Annotated in this window: 16 protein-coding genes; 5 read left to right on the forward strand and 11 right to left on the reverse strand. The window is 41.5% G+C overall.

Annotated elements, in window-relative coordinates; all coding sequences use genetic code 11:
- Nucleotides 1–172: 172 nt before the first annotated feature.
- The 8 genes from cdd to C7379_RS00490 all read right to left on the reverse strand — a co-directional run bounded on the left by cdd (nucleotide 173) and on the right by C7379_RS00490 (nucleotide 7,859).
- On the reverse strand, nucleotides 173–652 hold the full coding sequence (gene cdd, locus C7379_RS00455) for a cytidine deaminase (RefSeq protein WP_116615496.1): 480 nt from the start codon (nucleotides 650–652) through the stop codon (nucleotides 173–175).
- 25 nt (nucleotides 653–677) lie between these two features.
- Nucleotides 678–2,114, reverse strand: coding sequence for a right-handed parallel beta-helix repeat-containing protein (locus tag C7379_RS00460; RefSeq protein ID WP_116615497.1), 1,437 nt, complete (start codon nucleotides 2,112–2,114; stop codon nucleotides 678–680).
- A 96-nt stretch (nucleotides 2,115–2,210) separates the two neighbouring features.
- Nucleotides 2,211–2,591: a fluoride efflux transporter CrcB gene (crcB, locus tag C7379_RS00465; protein WP_116615498.1), complete on the reverse strand. Its 381-nt coding sequence runs from the start codon at nucleotides 2,589–2,591 to the stop codon at nucleotides 2,211–2,213.
- A gap of 95 nt (nucleotides 2,592–2,686) precedes the next feature.
- Complete coding sequence (locus C7379_RS00470) at nucleotides 2,687–3,244, reverse strand: hypothetical protein (RefSeq protein ID WP_243406663.1); 558 nt, start codon at nucleotides 3,242–3,244, stop codon at nucleotides 2,687–2,689.
- A gap of 80 nt (nucleotides 3,245–3,324) precedes the next feature.
- Nucleotides 3,325–4,584: an aminoacetone oxidase family FAD-binding enzyme gene (locus tag C7379_RS00475; RefSeq protein WP_116615499.1), complete on the reverse strand. Its 1,260-nt coding sequence runs from the start codon at nucleotides 4,582–4,584 to the stop codon at nucleotides 3,325–3,327.
- Between the two features lie 525 nt (nucleotides 4,585–5,109).
- A complete protein-coding gene (locus C7379_RS00480; protein ID WP_336469911.1) occupies nucleotides 5,110–5,871 on the reverse strand; it encodes an MBL fold metallo-hydrolase in 762 nt (253 codons plus the stop codon).
- A gap of 4 nt (nucleotides 5,872–5,875) precedes the next feature.
- Entirely contained in the window at nucleotides 5,876–6,964 is a 1,089-nt protein-coding gene (gene murB / locus C7379_RS00485; protein ID WP_116615501.1) for a UDP-N-acetylmuramate dehydrogenase, read from the reverse strand.
- A 40-nt stretch (nucleotides 6,965–7,004) separates the two neighbouring features.
- Complete coding sequence (locus tag C7379_RS00490) at nucleotides 7,005–7,859, reverse strand: DUF4348 domain-containing protein (protein WP_116615502.1); 855 nt, start codon at nucleotides 7,857–7,859, stop codon at nucleotides 7,005–7,007.
- A gap of 109 nt (nucleotides 7,860–7,968) precedes the next feature.
- Here C7379_RS00490 and pheS point away from each other — a divergent pair, with 109 nt between their 5' ends.
- From pheS to C7379_RS00515, 4 genes are all read left to right on the forward strand, one after another.
- The gene (pheS, locus tag C7379_RS00495; protein WP_116615503.1) at nucleotides 7,969–9,006 is read left to right on the forward strand and encodes a phenylalanine--tRNA ligase subunit alpha; all 1,038 of its coding nucleotides are present in this window, start codon (nucleotides 7,969–7,971) and stop codon (nucleotides 9,004–9,006) included.
- Nucleotides 9,007–9,726: 720 nt separating this feature from the next.
- Entirely contained in the window at nucleotides 9,727–10,542 is an 816-nt protein-coding gene (locus C7379_RS00505; protein WP_116615505.1) for an AAA family ATPase, read from the forward strand.
- A gap of 122 nt (nucleotides 10,543–10,664) precedes the next feature.
- Nucleotides 10,665–11,681 (forward strand): DUF4435 domain-containing protein, encoded by a 1,017-nt coding sequence (locus C7379_RS00510; protein WP_116615506.1) that lies wholly within the window; start codon nucleotides 10,665–10,667, stop codon nucleotides 11,679–11,681.
- A 168-nt stretch (nucleotides 11,682–11,849) separates the two neighbouring features.
- Nucleotides 11,850–12,758 carry a TraB/GumN family protein gene (locus C7379_RS00515; RefSeq protein ID WP_116615507.1) on the forward strand — a complete coding sequence of 303 codons (909 nt, stop codon included), beginning with the start codon at nucleotides 11,850–11,852 and terminating at the stop codon, nucleotides 12,756–12,758.
- Nucleotides 12,759–12,925: 167 nt separating this feature from the next.
- Here the strand turns inward: C7379_RS00515 and C7379_RS00520 are convergent, their stop codons facing one another.
- The 3 genes from C7379_RS00520 to C7379_RS00535 form a co-directional block, all read right to left on the reverse strand.
- A complete protein-coding gene (locus C7379_RS00520) occupies nucleotides 12,926–13,708 on the reverse strand; it encodes a ZIP family metal transporter (protein ID WP_116615508.1) in 783 nt (260 codons plus the stop codon).
- Nucleotides 13,709–14,158: 450 nt separating this feature from the next.
- Entirely contained in the window at nucleotides 14,159–15,214 is a 1,056-nt protein-coding gene (locus C7379_RS00525) for a hypothetical protein (protein ID WP_116615509.1), read from the reverse strand.
- Between the two features lie 742 nt (nucleotides 15,215–15,956).
- The gene (locus C7379_RS00535; RefSeq protein WP_116615511.1) at nucleotides 15,957–18,269 is read right to left on the reverse strand and encodes a penicillin-binding protein 1A; all 2,313 of its coding nucleotides are present in this window, start codon (nucleotides 18,267–18,269) and stop codon (nucleotides 15,957–15,959) included.
- A gap of 117 nt (nucleotides 18,270–18,386) precedes the next feature.
- Here C7379_RS00535 and pyrB point away from each other — a divergent pair, with 117 nt between their 5' ends.
- Nucleotides 18,387–19,334, forward strand: a complete 948-nt coding sequence (pyrB, locus tag C7379_RS00540) for an aspartate carbamoyltransferase (protein ID WP_116615512.1) — start codon at nucleotides 18,387–18,389, stop codon at nucleotides 19,332–19,334.
- Nucleotides 19,335–19,350 lie beyond the last annotated feature (16 nt).

Genomic DNA, 19,350 nt, shown 5'->3' on the forward strand with positions numbered 1-19,350 from the left:
GTAGTACCTATCATATTGCCTGCTAAACGCAGACCATAAGATTTGCACTCCATGTTACCGCCCTGTCTATTTTCAATCATTAAGCTATGGCGTATAAGCGAAGTTATAGAGATATATACAGAAACTTTTATAGCTCCGCCCCACTATGGTAACTATTAAATTATCGAACTTTTCATTTCATATTAGCGTCTACAAACGAGAGTGGCAAGAGATCTTTAACGCTTTTTACCCTATATATTCCCTTTTTACCATAGAGCAGCACTTTCACGTCGCGCTGGTACCTATCCTCCATCTCAAGCATCACTTGCCGACAGCCGCCACATGGCGTCACGGGGTTATCAAGTGGTCCAAAGTTGTTTCTTGCAGCCACGGCAAGCGTTGTTATCGCTTGCCCAGGGCTATTGGCTTGAGCCGAGAAGATAGCTGTACGCTCTGCGCATAACCCAGATGGAAACGCCGCATTCTCTTGGTTAGCACCTATAAACACCTGCCCATCTTCAAGTCTTACTGCTGCACCCACATAAAATTTGCTGTATTTGGCATACGAATTTTTAGTGGCATCAATAGCCATTTGTATCAATTCTCGTTCATCACGAGTTAATTCTTCCATCGAGCAGAAGTCTATGTTTATTGTTATATTGACTTGTCTCATATATTCTATGATTTGATATTTTGTATTACATTTTTATATATTCAAAAGCTCCTATGTCGGGTTTTTTGTCACGACGATTTCCATTTAGATCAATAGGACTGGCAGTCTTGACGTTGGCCCTGTCAATGGCCAATGATGCACTATCCAATCTAAAGTCATAGCGCAAACTCTTAGTGTCTATCTTCACAAAATGCTTAGCTCCACTTGTCGTCGTGTCTTTTACATTTTCAAATATCACGTCTACATAGTGTACACTGTCAGCCGTTTGAACCTTAGGCATGCGCAAAAAGCAGTGATCAAAATCATAATTGAATGTTAAGGTCGAATCTGGCTGCTCACACAAAAGTTGTTGTTCGGCATAACCCGTGATGAGTGTATTGCTCACTCGCAAAGCCAAAAGGGGATGCTCCGACGTGAAACGCAACGCCACGCCACGGTTGCCGTCAAAAGGATAGAACTGCGCCACGGTGCAATTGTTCATAGACACGTTGCCACCATTAACGTATACACAGTCGAATAGTGTGTTTGTGATTTGTGAATTGGTAACGATGATATTTGCGTTATTGGCTACCAAGCCATAGCCTTGGCAGTTGTGAATGGTCGTACCTTGAAGCGTCAACTTAGGTTTCGACACGTCGGCAGAGTCAACAATAACACCGTCAAAGGTACTATGAATGTCAGTATAGCACATTTTGTTGTTATAAGACGAGGTAAAAAATCTTATTCCTTGCCATTGCCCGGGTGTAAAATCGTAAGGTAAATAGCTGAACATCCGATCAATGCGATCGCCACGAAAAACTATGTTTTTCGTAGGTGTACCTTCTGCCAACAGCCGTCCGTACACTTTAATCCCAGAGTCATTATGAAAATAGATTGTAGTTCCTGCCGCAATGGTAAGCGTGGCAGTGCTATCCACAGTGATACCGCCATAAACGACGATAGGTTTTTCTTGCGCCTTTATCACTTCGTCTTTTGTTATATGCACGTTTTTCAATAACTCTGCATCCCATGAATGGGCGCTGAGATTTACCCGTTGCTCTACCCCACTCTCAAGTGTGAATATTAAGTTGTCTTCTATTCTTTGAGGTCCAATGGCATTGTTTTGCGGTGCAGTGAGTTCAACGAAGACACGAACACTGTCATCACGTCTCACATCAAGGTCTGTCGAAGCATATTTTGTGGTTTCGCCAAGGTATGCCCCATCCACGTTTACACGAAATCCAGACCGTCCGCCACTCTCCAATCTTACCGATCGGCATCGTAATCCATCGCCTGAGTGATTGTAAACCCAAAACGACCGCATGGACGACGGCACATTGCTGAATACAGTGTCTACATTCACCGTATCTGTGGAGAATGTCAATTTGTTGGCAGTAGATGCACTAAAGCTGTCATCTTCGGCGCAAGAGATCATTATCAATGCCACAATCGACAGCAAAAAAAACAAAGGTTTGTATATCATTGATATATAAACGCTGGAAAAAATATATTATTGCGACACTTCCCTGTTAAATAGAGCGTAACCTAACTTAGGTTGAGACATATACAATAAAAATTTTCATCGAAGCGAATTAGCAACGGCGTGGCCTGCCAAAACAGCTATCATGCCAAACACCAAGCTGGCGGTTATATAGATAGCAAGCGTGACAAAATCCTCGTTTTTAGCCATCGTCGAACTTTCGTGCATAAACGTGGAGAACGTAGTGAAGCCACCACAAAGCCCTGTAGTGAGCATCAATTTCATGGATGGTGACAACCATGCGCCAGTAGCAAGCATGCCTGAAAGAAATCCTATGACCAAGCACCCCAACACATTAACCGTTAGTGTACCAAAAGGAAAAGACAAGATAGTGAGCGTCTGAATGCCTTTAGAGACAAGAAAACGTAGTCCGCCGCCGAAAAAACTGCCTATGCTGACTATTATCAGATCTTTAAACATCTTATAATATGTATTATACTATTTCTTATATTTCTTAGTAACCAGAACTTTATACAATATTGTCACAAACTTGAGAAGACAACTTCGCTCCTTCTCTACATGTCGCGCAAGCTTGTCATGTGATAGCCCATGCGCTTGAGTTGCATGGCCGCTCCCATCCTATACATCTCGTGTAGTGCGGCCACAAAAGCTCTAAAAGCGGGCTCTGTACCGCTTTGCAACGACAAATGCAAGAACTGATTGTACACACGAGCCGCACACTCACTTACAATATCTTGCAAAAGATTAGCACCAGCCTTGTCGAGCTGTAAAACTTCTTCTTTGATATAATCGTCAAGATGATCGTAATCACGTTTGTCACGCAGGTAAATATATATATTATTAATTTGGCTATAACGTTCCCAATCAGCATCCCAAAACTTGGCAACAGCCATGCCTACATACATTATCCAACCCAAAACAACTTTGGGATAGTCGTTAAATTCGCGAATAGCATCAGGCAAGTAAGCCTCGCCTATTGAGGCCCATAATGCCTCAATGTCTGGAGCATCGGGCAAAACCTCATCCACTTGGCTCTTTTCACGTAAATAATTGGCTATATTGTTGCGAAAAAGTGTCTCGTAATCTACCTTGTTGTCCATGTTCTCTCTCATTATATTAATTTTATTGTTGCAAAGTTACGTATTTTATTTCGCTCTAATTTGTTTTTACGAAAGTTTTGTAGAGTGTGGCGTTAATCTGATACGATGCTATTTCCCACTATAAATCCCGTGGTCCACGCAGCTTGTAAATTAAACCCGCCTGTGACACCATCCACGTCGAGCACCTCGCCTGCGAAATACAGTCCATGGCAAACCTTGCTTTGCAAAGTATTAAAATCAACACTGTCAAGTGCTATACCACCACAAGTGACAAACTCATCACGATACGTGCCCCTGCCACAGATGTCGTATACATCATTGGTAAGTGTCTCCAAAAGCTTGTTAAGTCCCTTGTTTCCCAACTCACACCAAAGTCGCCCATCGGGCAAATTATTCTTATGCAACATGTACAGCCACAATCTTGAGGGTAAACAGAAAGGGCGTACAGTGCCCAACTGTTTTCTCGGATTGGCTTTGGCCACTTTCGAAAGCTCCACCTCCACCATATTTCTGTCTGTTATGTTCACCCAGTTAATAGCCACTTTTGAATGATAATCCATTTCATACAAATGTCGTGCGGCTCTCGATGACAGTTTGAGCACTGCCGGGCCGCTTATGCCCCAATGTGTAATGAGCAATGGTCCAGATGCACGAAATTTGGTTGTCGGGATAGTTGTTTGTACAGTATTGACGACAGTGCCCATGAGCGACAATAAACGCTGATCATCGATTTTAAAAGTGAAAAGTGAGGGTATGGGTTGTTCCATGCGCAAGCCTAAATAACAAAGACCGAGCAAGTCGGCTCGGTGTGGCATGCCGCCAGTGGCAATAACCACACAATCAAAGCGCTCATGAATGCCATTGACCATGTTGATTAGCCAGCCTCCGTCTGTGGATGGTGTCAACGACACTATTTTCTGCTCTGTCTTAATATTTACATTGAGTTTGCGCGCCTCGTTTACAAGACAGTCTACAACAGTCATGGCATCTTGTGACTCGGGGAAAACACAATGGTCGTCTTGGCTTACCAAGCGCACTCCATGACTTTCAAACCATCGCCATGTATCACGCTGATCAAAAAAGTTGAACAGCCGTTTCATGAGCCTGAAACCACGTGGGTACACTTGTTTCAAGTCAGAGATATTGTCAAACGTGTTTGTTAGGTTACACCGGCCACCGCCAGTGATAGCCACTTTGGCCAAAACCTTACGAGCTTTCTCAAAGATAGTGACTTCTACCGAATCATTAGCTTCCTTGGCTGAAATAGCGGCGAAAAAACCGGCTGCACCTCCACCAATGATTGCTATTTTCTTCTTTTTTTTGTGATGCTCTAAAAAAGTGTGAAAGCCCATATCTTCTTATCTTTTTATTTGAAAAACAAAACTAACAAAATAATAACAAAAACGGATCTTACGTAATCATAAATTTGGGGAATTATTTTCATATACAAGCAGCAAGTGAGTTTTTTGTACTCTTACCATTTAATCATCTCTTGCACACCATCAAAATCCAACTTCACTTATTAGAACGATTGGCACTCATAAGCGTTCTCTCGCAACTATCATTACGTGCTGTTGAATCATTTCGGTAAGCAGGTAATGTTCTCCCAGTCGTAAGTACGACTTTAAGAATGTCGTTTATCCCCCCACCCACCATTGTCATCCTTTTTACGCCGAGGTGTGCGGTTGGGCACACTATACCCATTCAATTTTAAATGGTTGCTGCGAAGTTACAAAACTTGCCATGTTTTAGCAAGCGAATTTCTCCTATATAATCCCTATCATTTTTCCGCATTATGTAATTAAAGAATTAGTACATCTAATATGATTTTGACTTCAGAAATATAAATAGTTATGATAATTCAATAGTGCATGTTATTATAGTTCCAAACTCATACCGTCATAAGCAAAATGAATGTCCGATGGAAGCCGGATGTCCGCTTTATCATGCAATCCAATGCGATGCGTAAGATGTGTTAGAAAGGTACGTTTAGCTCCTATTTCCCGAGCAAACTGGATAGCTTCTGGCACTATAAGATGGCTATGGTGCATATCTTTCCATCGTAGCGCATTAATGATTAATGTGTCAATACCTTGCAAATAGGTCATCTCTTCTATGGCGATAGACTTCATGTCTGTGATGTATGCGGTAGAGCCAAACCTATATCCTAATATGGGCAGTCGATCATGTAGCACCTCAATAGGTTGAACAGCTATGTCGCCAATTTTCAAATTATCATGTTTCGCTATAGCATGAAGGTTCAATTTGGGAACCCCTGGATACAAATGCTCTGCAAAACAATAGGGGAAACAGCGTCGCACAGCACTCACCGTAGCAGCGTTGGCATAAATATCAATGTCACCAAACTTGCAATATGGACGTAAATCGTCTATACCTCCTATATGATCATAATGCTCGTGCGTGAGCAATATACCATTAATCTTACGAAAAGGTACACGCAAGAGTTGCATTCGAATATCAGGACCACAATCTATAAGTATGCGCGTGGTAGAACTTTCTATCATGACTGCAGCTCGAAAGCGCTTGTTTCGAACGTCCGCACTGGTACACACCTCACAATTACAGCCCAAAACGGGTACGCCATTAGAAGTTCCTGTTCCTAAAAAAGTAAGTCTCAACACATTATTTGATATTAACTTCAGGAATAATAGATATCCCGAATGTGTCAAAAACATCTTTTTGGATGGCTCTCATCAAGTTTACGATGTCTTGTCCAGAGGCACCACCATAATTCACAAGCACTAACGCTTGTTTGTCGTAGACACCAACATTTCCAACCCGTTTGCCTTTCCATCCACAATGATCTATCATCCATCCAGCCGGAATTTTATAGACCTTACTCCCCGTGTGGTTGGTCATAGCTACAGCTTCAGCGCCCAATGTAGCCACATCCACCTCAAAATACTTGATATCTGGGAATTTTTTTATCAAATCATCCAATTTGTTTTTATCCACCATGGGGTTCATAAAGAAACTTCCCGCATTGCCCAATACAGCTGGATCTGGCAATTTAGAACGACGAATATCTATAATGATATTACGCAAAATTTGTGGTGTAAGTTCGTTTTTTGATATCTGCCGTTCGTTTAAAACCTTTTGAAGGTTTCCATAGTCAAGACATGGCATAAATTTAGTAGACAACTTGTATGTAACGTGGGTAATGATAAACCTATCTTTCCACTCATGCTTAAATCGGCTCTGTCGGTACCCGTATTGGCAATCGTCAGGTCGAATCGACACAACCTTACCTGTAGAAAGGTCAACTGTCTCTATATTGTATAGTATATCTTTTATTTCTACGCCATAAGCACCGATATTTTGGACGGCAGACGCACCACACTCGCCAGGAATCAAGCTAAGATTCTCCATACCACAGTATCCATGCGAAGCAGCGTATGCCACAACATCATCAAAGCAAGTCCCAGCCCAGCATCTAAGGTAAATGGCATGAGCATCGTCATGCACAAAGCTCTCTTCCACGTCAAACCGCTTGTCCGGCGTTATCACTTTTCCCTTAAAATCATGTGTCAAGAGCAGGTTACTACCACCACCCAAAAGTAGAAATTTGCATTTGTGTTCGACCGAAATGCGTTGTTCTATTGCCAAACTTATCGCATCGTCTATCGACTCAAAGACTACAAACTCATCACATAGAGAGTCAATGCCGAATGTATTGTGACGAAGTAAAGAATAGTTTTTGTATCGTTTCATAGAATTTATACTTTTAGAACAGGTACACGTCAATCTATTATTATCCATTAAAGCGAGTGAGTTTCCAATGGTTACCTTTCTTTTTGAAATCCATTTCCATCTCAAAACCATTGGCAATGCCTCGGATTACGAATATCTTTCGATTTGACTTTACACTTTGCGGGCTATATAAAATGTTATATATCACATTCGAAGGGATCAGTTCTGGTTTGAAATCAGGCCACTGCTGGGGCATCATTATGCCTGTAATATTCCCAAAATCATCATTCGGATCAGGGGCGGAAAACTCCACTTCTTCCGCCATACTCGCTATCTGAAAATCTGGATCCTCCGAAAATTGTTTGTAAAATTTGAGAAAGTCGGCATTTTTATTTTGCATTATGTTTTGGTAATGGATTGACGTTAGCTTCCATTCCCCATTTAGCCTATCAAATAGAAATGCTTCAACTGTCTGTTTATTGAGATAAATTCGCTCTATTACCACGTGCTTCACAGTAGTGTCTTTAACTAATTTCTGCTGTTTCTGATTGTCTAAAATGAGCGTATAATATTCTTGAGGCATGAAAAAATGGTCGATTTTCCAATTGGCTTCTTCTATTTTTTTTGTCATCTTGTTATCCCGAAATACCGGCAATGGAAATATAATGCGTTTACGCTGAAGCTTTCTATTAGCGGCAAAATTAAATATAAAGTCATCAAATAGCTCGTCGGCAGCCTTAGGCATAGGTGTCTCGGCTATCACATTTTCTATAGTATCCTGAGAGGTAGTATCGAGCTCTGTACTATCTGTCAAAATGCTATCCGTCGACATAGGTTTCTTATTACTACATCCATTGGAGATAAAGAAAGTCAATGTCAATAAAGACCAAAAAACAATAACAAGTTCTTTTCTCATATCAAATCGTTCATAAACATACGCAAAAGTAAGCATTATTTTTTATATTAGTTTACTTTTTCCAATAAAACTTAGTAACTTTGCATACGAATTGTTAGATGTTGATAAGATGATTTTAGATAAGATAGACGAGCTGCTCAACGAGGTGGCCAGTATGTCAGCAAAAAACGCTGACGAGATAGAGCAACTACGATTGAAATATCTTAGCAAAAAAGGTAAGATAAACGCTGTGATGGGCGAGTTTAGAAATGTTGCTGCCGACCAAAAAAAGACGGTTGGCATCAAGATTAATGAACTTAAGAAAGTTGCGCACGACAAACTAAACGAGCTGCGCGAGCAGGTGGCCACAACCGAGATAGGAACAGAAAGCATAGACCTGACACGCACAGTCTATCCCATTCCTGTTGGAACTCGGCATCCGCTGACCATTGTCAAGAATGAGATTATTAGTATTTTCCAACGTATGGGTTTTGTGCTCTACCAAGGACCAGAGATTGATGACGACAATCATGTTTTCACCATGCTCAACTTTGCGGCTGACCATCCCGCACGTGACATGCAAGACACGTTTTTCATTTCTAAGAATGACAAAGACGTAACCAAAAATGTAATTTTGCGCTCGCATACCTCTGGTGATGAGGCTCATTTTATGGAAAATCACCAACCGCCCATACGTATACTTTGCCCAGGCCGAGTTTATCGTAACGAGGCTATTTCTGCGCGTGCGCATTGTTTTTTTCATCAAGTGGAAGGGCTATATGTTGATAAGGGGGTGAGTTTTGCTGACCTCAAGCAAGCGTTGTTGACGTTTGCTCGTGAAATGTTTGGCACAGAAACTAAGATACGTCTTCGCCCGTCATACTTCCCATTTACAGAACCCAGCGCGGAGATGGACATATCATGCAATATTTGTGGTGGCAAGGGTTGTGGATTTTGCAAGCACACAGGATGGGTGGAAATCTTGGGATGTGGCATGGTTGACCCTCATGACCTTGAGGCTTGTGGCATAGATTCGAGCGTTTATACGGGTTTTGCTTTTGGCATGGGCGTGGAGCGCATTACGAACTTGAAATATCGCGTGAGCGACCTCCGCTTATTCTCCGAGAATGACACTCGCTTCTTGGAACAGTTCAAAAGCGCTTATTAAGGCAAGCGTAAGTCAGTACGACTATGCTTTGAAATGTAAATCAAGAACACAGCTCTGTATTGTTGAATCTCTAAATATTTAAGATAGAATTGTATTTTTGTATCGAGAAGAAAATATTCTTCCTGAGGCAAAATAATAAATAGCACAATACAAATAATATAAAAATCTTTTTCCCATGAGTAGTAGGGATAGGCAATATATATCGTATCCAATGCTTTGACCTACCACTTGTGGTCTGCAAATTCTGCTCTGTTATCTGTGGTTATACTTCTTGCGCTACGCTTGTAAGGCTGCAATAAGAGGTATACGGTTCGAGACAAGCCTTTGACATCCTTGTCCTTCTTATTATTTAATCATAGTAAATCCTGTGTGGCGTTCATCTTTACGCTTCTTTTTGTTTATCTACAAAACTTGCATTTCTTAATTGAACTAACGCTTACGATAATCAATATCTTTGAAAACTTTTTAGAAACGATTAAATAAGTATCCTTGGCTGAAAAAAGTTTTCTTTCAGATGTCGCCATAACTTAAATCAAACAATATTATTCATTTCTTTTTACCATTTATCACATGTCTTTTTATTCTAAATCCTGATGGAAAAATACGATTTTTAGAATAAATCATAAAAAAAAGGTTTCAATCTTGCAAATATAATGTTTTTTACATGCTACAAAGCAAGTTTTTTGCTATATTTGCCAAGAACAAAGGTGCTTGACTATCATGAAAAAATATGCAGATTATATCAAACGGATAGAGATTGACTCACTATGGAACGACCAAAGACACATCATTTGGGACCTTGACCGACAAGTTAATATCCTTAGTGGTGTTAATGGCGTGGGCAAAACTACAATTCTCAACAAAGTGGTGAAACTCTTGGCAAGTGCTAAAGATGACAAAACTTTTACGGTGAAAGGCGTGCATCTGACCATCGAACCAGAAGACGCAACACATATCAGATTTGATATTTTTCGCAGTTTTGACCGTCCACTGATGACATCAGACACACTTTCAAAAATTAATATGTCTTTGGTCACAGAACTTGATTGGCAACTTTTTCAGCTACAACGCAAGTTTTTAGACTATCAAGTGAATATTGGTAATCGTATCATCCAGGAACTTCAAAGTGGATTGCCAGAGTCAGCACATCGCGCGCACCTATTGTCAGAACCTAAAGTAAGATTTCAAGACGACATTGATAACCTATTTGCAGACACTAACAAAACCATCATTCGAACTGAAAATGAGATACGTTTCTTGCAGCAGAATGAAATCCTTGAACCTTATCAACTATCAAGTGGAGAGAAACAGATGCTCGCCATCTTGCTAACCGTGCTCGTGGAAGATAATCAAAACTACGTGTTTTTTATGGACGAGCCTGAGGTGAGCCTGCATGTGGAATGGCAGAAACAACTCATAGACCTTATCATCGGACTAAACCCGAATGTGCAAATTATATTGACCACACATAGTCCAGCGGTTATCATGAACGGCTGGATGGACAAAGTGACAGAGGTGAGCGACATCACCACTTAGAAACAAATACGCCTTCCATAAATCACATACCATTATAGAGACTCTCCCACTCTGTTTTCAATGATGGTTCCAAGTTTAAAATCAGTTTGCACGCACGTGCAACAAGACAATCATTATAAACTATGGGCAAACGATTACATGACCATTTAAACTCAACATATTTCGAGGCGGCCAACAAGTTGAATTCCAAATCTTCTCGAAGAAGAGTTGTGGCATACGTCGAAAGCTATGACGACGTATTTTTCTGGAGACAAATTTTGAGCCAGTTTGAGACCGATGACATATATTTTGAAGTAATGTTGCCCTCTCGCGTAGAACGACTTGAGCGTGGAAAAAAAGCCGCTATCATGCAATTATTTTCCAACAAGGTGGGACAAGACATGATTGTTTGTATCGATGCTGATTACGATTATCTTGAACAAGGTGCCACACAAACATCGCGTGATGTCAACAATAATCCATATATTTTCCACACATACGCCTACGCTATAGAGAACATGCAGTGTTATGCGCCATCACTACACGACGTGTGCGTAGCCGTGACGCTCAATGATCATTTGATTTTTGATATTGAAAAATACTTGTCAGACTATTCAGAGGCTATCTTTCCACTATTTATATGGAGTATATGGTATTATAGAACACCTAACTACAACGAGTTTACCATTACTAATTTTCTACATATCATCGAAATGGGAAACTTCTCTTTTTTTCACGTCGAGGATATGTTGAAAAGGTTGAGGAGCAAGGTTGGGAAAAAAGTAAAACAGCTGCAAAAAAACAATCCGAACGCATACGAGTCGTATGCAAAAGTCAAAGAAGAGTGCAAACGGTTGGGAGTTACCCCCCAGACCTCCTATTTATATATACAAGGACACCACCTCTTTAACAGAGTGGTTGTGCCCATGCTCACTAAGATTTGCGAGCACCTTGTCAAAGAGAGAGAAAGAGAAATAACAAGCCAAAGCTTGCATGGTACTCAACGCCGAAACGAATTGTCTTGTTACTCCAACAGTGTGGAAGAAATCATTCCTATGTTAAAAAAGAACGCAGGTTTCATGCGATCGGACGAGTATTTGCATATCAAGCAAGATTTGGAAGTATTCATGCAAAAAATAAGCAGAAACATAAAAAAATAAAGCAAGAACACAATTGTCAATAAATTAATAAAGGTACTTATTCTTTGGCATGTCAAACCATGACATTACTATCAATACATTTTTAAATCAAAGTTGTAAAATTATTTGTTATATGCCATGACAATAAACAACAAATTCGTATAATCTTAAACATCAATATTTTTACTTATGAGAAAATTTTTTATCACAATTTTTTTGGTCTTGTTTTATATTGTTGGAGTTCACGCCCAACTACTTTACAAAATCTCTGGCAACAATCTGCCTCGGCCCTCTTATATCATAGGCACACACCATTTGGCTAACGTAGGGTTCGTAAACAAAATTAAAGGTGTGAACGATGTACTTACCAACACCGAACAGGTGTATGGCGAATTGATATGGGACAATATGACCAACGCTGACAGCGTGGCGTACATGAAACAACAAATGACCCTACCCGACGGAAAAACATTAAAAGATGTGCTATCCACGGAACAATACGCTAAGCTGAACGCCTATCTAAAGAGTGCTATGCAGGCCGACCTCAACAATCCTATCGTACAAGCACAGATGGGTAAACTTACTCCATTGGCCATGGTCATACAGCTCACCATTCTCTCCTATATGACCAAACACATTGGTGAATTTGACCCTACAAGCACCTTTGACCAGTATTTTCAGGCACAAGCCAAGAAAAACAAGGAGTATGTTGGTGGGTTGGAGACCGTGGCTTTTCAAGCCAAAGTGCTCTATGGGAGCATGCCCTTACAACGGCAGTTGGTAATGTTGGAATGTTTTCTCGACCACACTGCGTTCATGGAGGAGATGGCAGAAAAGATGTCTGAAGCTTTTTACGCCCAAGATTTAAACGCGTTAAAAGCCGCCCAAGACGAGAAACTTAACAATAGTTGTGATAACACGCCTGAGGAAAATGATCTCCTTATTTACAGCCGAAACACCGATTGGCTCAAAAAAATGCCTGCCATCATGGCCAAGGCTCCTACTTTTTTTGTTATTGGAGCGTTGCATCTGCCTGGTGATAAAGGCGTGTTGGATGGTTTGAGGAAATTGGGTTACACCGTGGAGGGCGTGCGATAACCATCGCATACCAATATTTCCAAAGAGCATACCAAGCTAAAATCCCTCATAGCCAAACGTATATTGCAAACTATACGTTTGGCTTTTTTAATCGATGCTGTGGGATATATTTTACTGTCATAAGTTGCGCCACTCACTGGATGAGCTGTCAAACTCTATCAACAATGTTAGCCCAGCACCACATCAAGCGACATCATAAGTACAAAACCTATGGCAAACCCTATGGTTGACCAGTTGGAGTGCTCACCCTCCGATGCCTCCGGAATGAGTTCCTCTATAACGACATAAAACATTGCGCCCGCTGCAAAAGCCAACAAATAAGGCAATATTGGAGTCATAATGGAGGTTAGGAGTATGACAAGAATAGCCCCCAGAGGCTCCACCGCCCCACTAAGCGTACCCATGACAAACGATTTTGTTTTGCTTCCACCCGCAGCCTTCATAGGCATGGATATAATGGCGCCCTCTGGTATGTTCTGAATGGCTATGCCAATGGCCAAAGTCAGTGCACCTGCGGCAGATATCCACTCGCTGCCCTGAATCGCTCCCGCGACCACAACGCCCACAGCCATGCCCTCCGGGAAATTATGGATCGTGACAGCCAATGATAACATGGCAACTTTGGATAAATGTGCTTTAGGCCCTTCAGGTCTGGTTTCGCCTATATGAAGGTGTGGAGTGATCACATCCATGAGCAACAAGAAAGCCATGCCTACTAACATACCTACTGCTGCCGGCACCACACTCAATTTGCCCATTGCTGAAGACATCTCCATGCTCGGTATAAGTAGAGACCATACAGAGGCGGCAACCATCACCCCAGAGGCAAATCCCAATAATGTCTTTTGTAGTTTGGTGGACATCTCGTCTTTCATAAAAAACACAAAAGACGCTCCTAACATCGTGCCCAAAAATGGAATGACCAATGACAATATAATCTCTAAATTCATGATAGAAAATTCTCGTGCCTTATTATGAGCTGTTTATAATAATTAGACTTGTCAGATTAAAAGTTCATTTTCAAGGCTAATATGTTGGGTGATTGACGGATTATGGCGAGTCACTCGGCTTAACAGACTTACATCATGAGCCGATAAAAAGCCAAATTGTGACAAAATCCAATTCATATTTCGTTTAAAAAAATATGCAGTGGCAATTTTCAGAACACGCAAATTCCAAATCATGCCATATGATACACCCCACCCCTCTTAAATGTTTTAATTTATAAATGCAAAAATAAAAAAATAATTTTACATGAAACATTTAATATAGCAAATAAATCTAACAACAAAAAACGTGTACATCACACGTTTCATCCTCATATATCACAGATGAACACAGTATGTGCACACGTCCATTATTAATCTACAATTTAAATTTAAAAAATGAAATAATCCTGACTATTTACCTCCAAACAGTGATTTTAGTTTGCTGAAGAAGCCCGATTTCTTTACATTCTCCTCTACTTCTTCTACCTTGTCTTGAGCATCATCAACCAAGTCTTCCGCTTCCTCACTAACATCCTCCACGAAATCTTTCGCTTTCTTGGCGGCGTCACTCTCTTTTAAGTCGTTAACGGTGCCCCAAAGCTTATCGCGCATTTTCTTAACATTTTCGTTAGCGCGCGCATCCTCGATAGCCTCCACTGTCTTCTTGGTAAGGTCATGGCGCGTTTCCGAAATTTTCTCTTTAGCGTCATTGATAGCTTTTTTCACGTCGTCTACCATACTTCCAACCTTATCCTTGGCTTCATCGGTCATGTTTTCAACCTTTTCTTTAGCCTCTTTCACATTTTCATTGTCTTTCAAATCTTCCATTTTGTCTTTAATTTTGTCTTTGATATTCTTGGCGGATTCTTTTATATCCTTTCTGGCATCATTGGCTTTGTCCTTGGCGTCCTTGGCGATATTCTCAGCTTTGTCCTTTACATCCTTGGCCACGTCTTCTGCCTTTTCTTTCATTTCTTGTGTCTTTTCCTTAGCCTTGCAGTCTTTTTTTGTGTCGTCAACAGCATCCTCAACTTTTCCTTTCAAATCTTTGGCAAGATTTTCAGCTTTGTCTTTGGTCTCTTTCGCTGTTTTTTTCACATTGTCCGCTATATCATTGGCTACATCCTTGACACTCTCTGCTGCGTCATTAACGTCATCTGCCACGTCTTTGGCTGCGTCTTTTGTTTGCTTAACAGCATCGGTATCCTCAACGTCGTCCACAACATTCTTGACTTTTTGCTTCACATCCTTAGCCACGTCTTTCGTCTCTTTTGCCACATCTTTGACTTTATCCTTGACCTTTTTGGTGGCATCCTTCACGTCATCAGCTACATCTTCAGCCACATCTTTAGCCTTGTCTTTAGCCTTTTTTACAGACTCATCATCCTCAGCTTTCTTGACAACATCTTTTACTTTGTCTTTTACTTTATCAAGATCATTGTTGTTTTTATCTTCTTTTGGTCTCATATAATTATAAAATTAGATGGTTATGATAATATTATACAAGGTAAATAACTCTCATGTATACTTTGCAAATATAGTGATTTTTAGGCAGAAATCCAAATTTTTTACCAAGAAAAAAACATATTTGTTAGTCTTATTTGAAGGATTTTTTTATTTTGTAAAATCTATGATAATTGCTGAAAAACCACTTTTAAAATACATATACTCCACAAAAAGTATGGGTACATAAGATGTAAAAAAAATCATTCACAGTTTCCTACTATTTAAGCTAAGCATCTACATTGCTTCAAACTTTTGCAACATATTAGCGACTAATATAAAAAAATAATGCTGAATTAAGCTGACAGATCCTTGTCAGAGTATTGATTATTATAGTAAACCACATAAATGCTGCTGAAATTCTCAAAAAAAACGCATTTCAACAAAGTTTTACAAATCAGCATTTTATAGAGGTTTGTTTATGTTAAACGCCAAAAATATGTTCAACATTTGTTGCGATTAATACTTGAACACATGTCGTTTAAGGCCTAATCATAAATCGATTAGGCCTTAAACATCATACAAATAGTACTGAATTGCAACACGATTAGTACCTGATCGTACAAGGATGTGAAAAACACGCAAAGAATACAAAGGACTAATGGCACCTGATTAATCTAAAAAAGGGAAAAAATATTTGCATTCCTCTCCAAAAAGACAATCATAAAGTGCATTTATTTTGAGTATTTATTTTGACAAATCGTGGTCACTCATACACCTCGTCAATGCCATTTTCGTCTATGTCATCGTCGTGTTTCTGACAAGGATTAAAATCCTCTGGAATGTCAAATGTGGCAGTTGGGCTGTATGGCAAACTTACGTCACGGTACACTTTTTTCATAAAATAGGCCCAAATAGGTAATGCCATTGTCGCACCTTGTCCCATTCGCATTGAATCAAAGTGTATGTCACGTTCCTCGCCACCAACCCAAACACCACTCACCAACTGTGGCGTGAACCCCATAAACCATGCGTCAGAGTTGCGGTTGGTGGTGCCGGTTTTGCCTCCAATCTCCCCTTCCATGTTGTATTTAAACCGTAGTCGATGTGCTGTTCCCTCATCGACGACAGCCATCAGTTCGACAAGCATTTTGTAAGCACTTTCTGAACTTATCACCTCTGTCATGCGAGGTTGGAACTCTGCGAGCTCATTGCCCTCATTGTCTTCTATGCGTGTCACGAACATGGGGGCTATACGGATACCATTGTTGGGAAAGGCGGTGTAGGCACTCACCATCTCGCCCACCGACACGTCGCATGGGCCAAGACACAAAGACATGGAGGGATGTATATCAGGATTGTCTATACCAAACTTATGTAGAATGCTTACAAATTGCCGAGGGTTGAGCCTACTCATCAGATAAGCCGATATCCAGTTGTTGGATTGGGCCAATCCCCATTTCAAAGTGACCATCTGCCCATAGCGTCGCCTATTGGCGTTGCGGGGCGTCCATGGCTTGCCCGCCACCACATACGTGCGTTGCACGTTAGGCACAAGGTCGCAAGGCGACGCTCCGTTTTCCATAGCGAGCGAATAAAGGAACGGTTTGATGGCCGATCCTATCTGTCGGCGGCCGCCCATCACCATGTCATATTGGAAATGCTCAAAGTCGATTCCACCCACATACGCCTTGACATGCCCCGTGTGCGTGTCCATACTCATAAATCCTGCGCGCAAGAACGATTTGTAATACCTGATGGAATCTAACGGTGTCATCACCGTGTCAACGTCTCCGTGATAGGTAAAGATAGACATATCTGTGGGTGTTTTGAAAGCCCTGTCTATCTCGTCGGCCGAATAGCCCGCCTGAGACATTACTCTGTAACGCTCGCTCTGACGTATGGCTCGCCCCATGATCTGGCGCACCTGCTCGCGAGTGAGATTTTCGGTGAAGGGCGCATTGGGTTTGTCGCGATTTTCTTTGTCGAACGCTGGTTGTAGGTATTGCGCCACATGGCCATATACGGCCTCCTCCGCGTAACGCTGCATGCGCGAGTCAATGGTGGTGTAAATACGAAGCCCATCTGCGTACACGTTGTAAGAGCTGCCATCTTTTTTGGTGTTTTTCTTGCACCAACCGCACAGCGGATCTGTGGCGAAAGCTATGGAGTCGATGACATATTGATGTTTGTTCCACGTCGGGTAATTCTTCTTCTCGGGTCTGTCCATCATCATGTATTGTCGCAAAAACTCACGCATGTACACGGCCATGCCGTCCTTATGAGTGGTGCGGTGGAAGTTGAGGGCCACTGCCTCAGATGCGAGCTGGTCATATTCCGCGCGGGAAAGATAACCAGCCTTAACCATTTGGTTGAGCACCACGTTGCGACGGGCTTTGCTTCGCTCTGGATAGCGCACAGGGTTGAAATAAGATGGATTTTTGCACAAGCCCACCAAGAGTGCCGATTCTGTCACGGAAAGCGCTTGGGGGTCTTTGTTAAAATAGGTCTTAGCTGCGGTCTTAATACCCGTGGCTCCATGCAAGAAGTCGAAATAGTTGAGGTATAGCGCAATGATTTCTTCCTTGGTGAAATTGCGTTCCAGTTTGACGGCTATGATCCACTCTATTGGTTTCTGCAACATGCGCTCTAAAGTGGATTTCGCTGGAGTGGAATAAAGCTGTTTGGCCAATTGTTGAGTGATGGTACTGCCACCGCCGGCACTCTCTTGTCCGAGGATGCCACGCTTGATAACAGCGCGCGCCAAGGCTATGAAATCTATGCCTGAATGTTCGTAAAACCGCTCGTCCTCCGTGGCCACAAGGGCATGAACCAAGTGTGGCGAGAGCTTTGAATACGAAACTGGGATGCGATTGGCTCGATCCAAGTTATAGGTTCCTATCACTTTGCCATCAGCCGAATAGATAAGCGAAGCCGACTTATTGATTGGGTTTTGAAGATGCTCGATGTCAGGAGAGTAGCCTATAATGCCATACCAAATGAGAAAAAACAGAATGGCGATTGTCACCACTATGAAAAACGAAAAGATCCAAAGAGATTTTATAATGCACTTTCTCATAATTGATAGGTGAAATAATTTCTGCAAAAATACTATTTTTCTTTTAATTGATGCTTAAATAATAGAAAATTATCTGTAACTTCGCACTCAAATACGCAACCATTAATCAATTAACAAATGAAAAATCATGACTTTGTGACGATTGCCGACTTAACCAAGGAGGAGATAAGCTACCTGCTTGAGATGGCACAGGAGTTTGAAAAACACCCTAACAGGGACATCCTAAAAGGTAAAGTCGTGGCTACGCTGTTCTTCGAGCCATCCACCAGAACGCAGCTCAGCTTTCAGACGGCCGCCAATAGGTTAGGCGCACGGGTCATCGGTTTTTCTGACGCGAAGACATCGAGTACAACAAAGGGTGAGACGTTGAAAGACACCATCCTCATGGTGAGCAATTATGCTGATATTATCGTGATGCGCCACTATATAGAAGGAGCCGCGCGATATGCCTCTGAGGTGGCCCCCGTGCCCATCGTCAACGCTGGCGACGGCGCGCACATGCACCCATCGCAATGTCTGTTGGACCTCTACTCTATTTACAAGACACAGGGCACGTTAGAAAACCTAAACATCTATTTGGTGGGCGATTTAAGATATGGGCGAACCGTGCACTCGCTTATCACAGCCATGCGACACTACAACCCAACGTTCCACTTTATCGCACCGCAGGAACTTGCTATGCCACAAGAATATAAATTGTATTGCAAACAGAAAGGCATTAAATATTATGAGCATACAGATTTTGACGAGAAAGTGATAGCAGATGCGGACATCTTGTACATGACGCGGGTGCAGAAAGAGCGTTTCTCTGATTTGATGGAATATGAAAAAGTCAAGAACGTGTATATCTTGCGCGCCGCAATGCTCTCAAACGCCAAACCTAACATGAGAATATTGCATCCACTGCCACGCGTCAATGAGATAGCTTATGACGTGGACGATAATCCGCATGCTTACTACATACAGCAAGCCAAGAATGGACTTTACGCTCGTGAGGCCATTTTCTGTCACTGTTTGGGAATATCGCTCAATGACATCCGAGCTGACAAAACGATCATAGGCTGACAAGACTTAACCTTTA

It is taken from the genome of Hallella colorans (assembly GCF_003096815.1).
Taxonomy (GTDB): domain Bacteria; phylum Bacteroidota; class Bacteroidia; order Bacteroidales; family Bacteroidaceae; genus Prevotella; species Prevotella colorans.